This window comes from Streptomyces niveiscabiei, from assembly GCF_001419795.1.
GTDB lineage: Bacteria > Actinomycetota > Actinomycetes > Streptomycetales > Streptomycetaceae > Streptomyces > Streptomyces niveiscabiei.
Genome location: NZ_LIRL01000210.1, coordinates 4,031 through 4,468, shown reverse-complemented (window position 1 = coordinate 4,468; position 438 = coordinate 4,031). Strand labels below are relative to the sequence as shown.

General features: G+C 73.3%; 1 pseudogene. It reads right to left on the bottom strand.

Annotated elements, in window-relative coordinates:
• Positions 1–194: pseudogene (locus tag AOK24_RS45700) on the bottom strand (hypothetical protein); the annotation flags it as partial.
• Between the last annotated feature and the right edge of the window lie 244 nt (positions 195–438).

The window sequence follows — 438 nt, the reverse complement described above, 5'->3', positions numbered from 1 at the left end:
GGCGGCGGGGGCGTCTGGCCGGGCTGCTGGCGCGTGGGCGCGGTCCACTGGCCGGCGGGCGGCTGTTTCTGGGACCACTGCGTGCCGGAGTCGGACGGTCGGCCGTCCTGCTGGTCCGAGGGCGGGGTGGACTCCTGTCCTTCGGGGCCCTCGGGGGCCGATCCGGGCGAGGCCCAGCCCGGAGTGTCGTTCATCGTCGCTCCTTCACGGCGCCGGTCCGCGGTCGCGGCGGCAGGTTGGGTGCCATCGTGTCATGGGGCACCGACAGCGGGACCGGCCGCGGGTGGGCACCGCGAACCTTCCATGGTCCGGCGGATCCTGGGCAGACTCACCGCATGGCTGATCCGTACACGCGCACGGGAGACGACAACCGCCCCACCGGGATACCGGTGATCCGATGGGAGGAGCTGCCGGAAGGACCCGTTCTCGTCCTCCTCG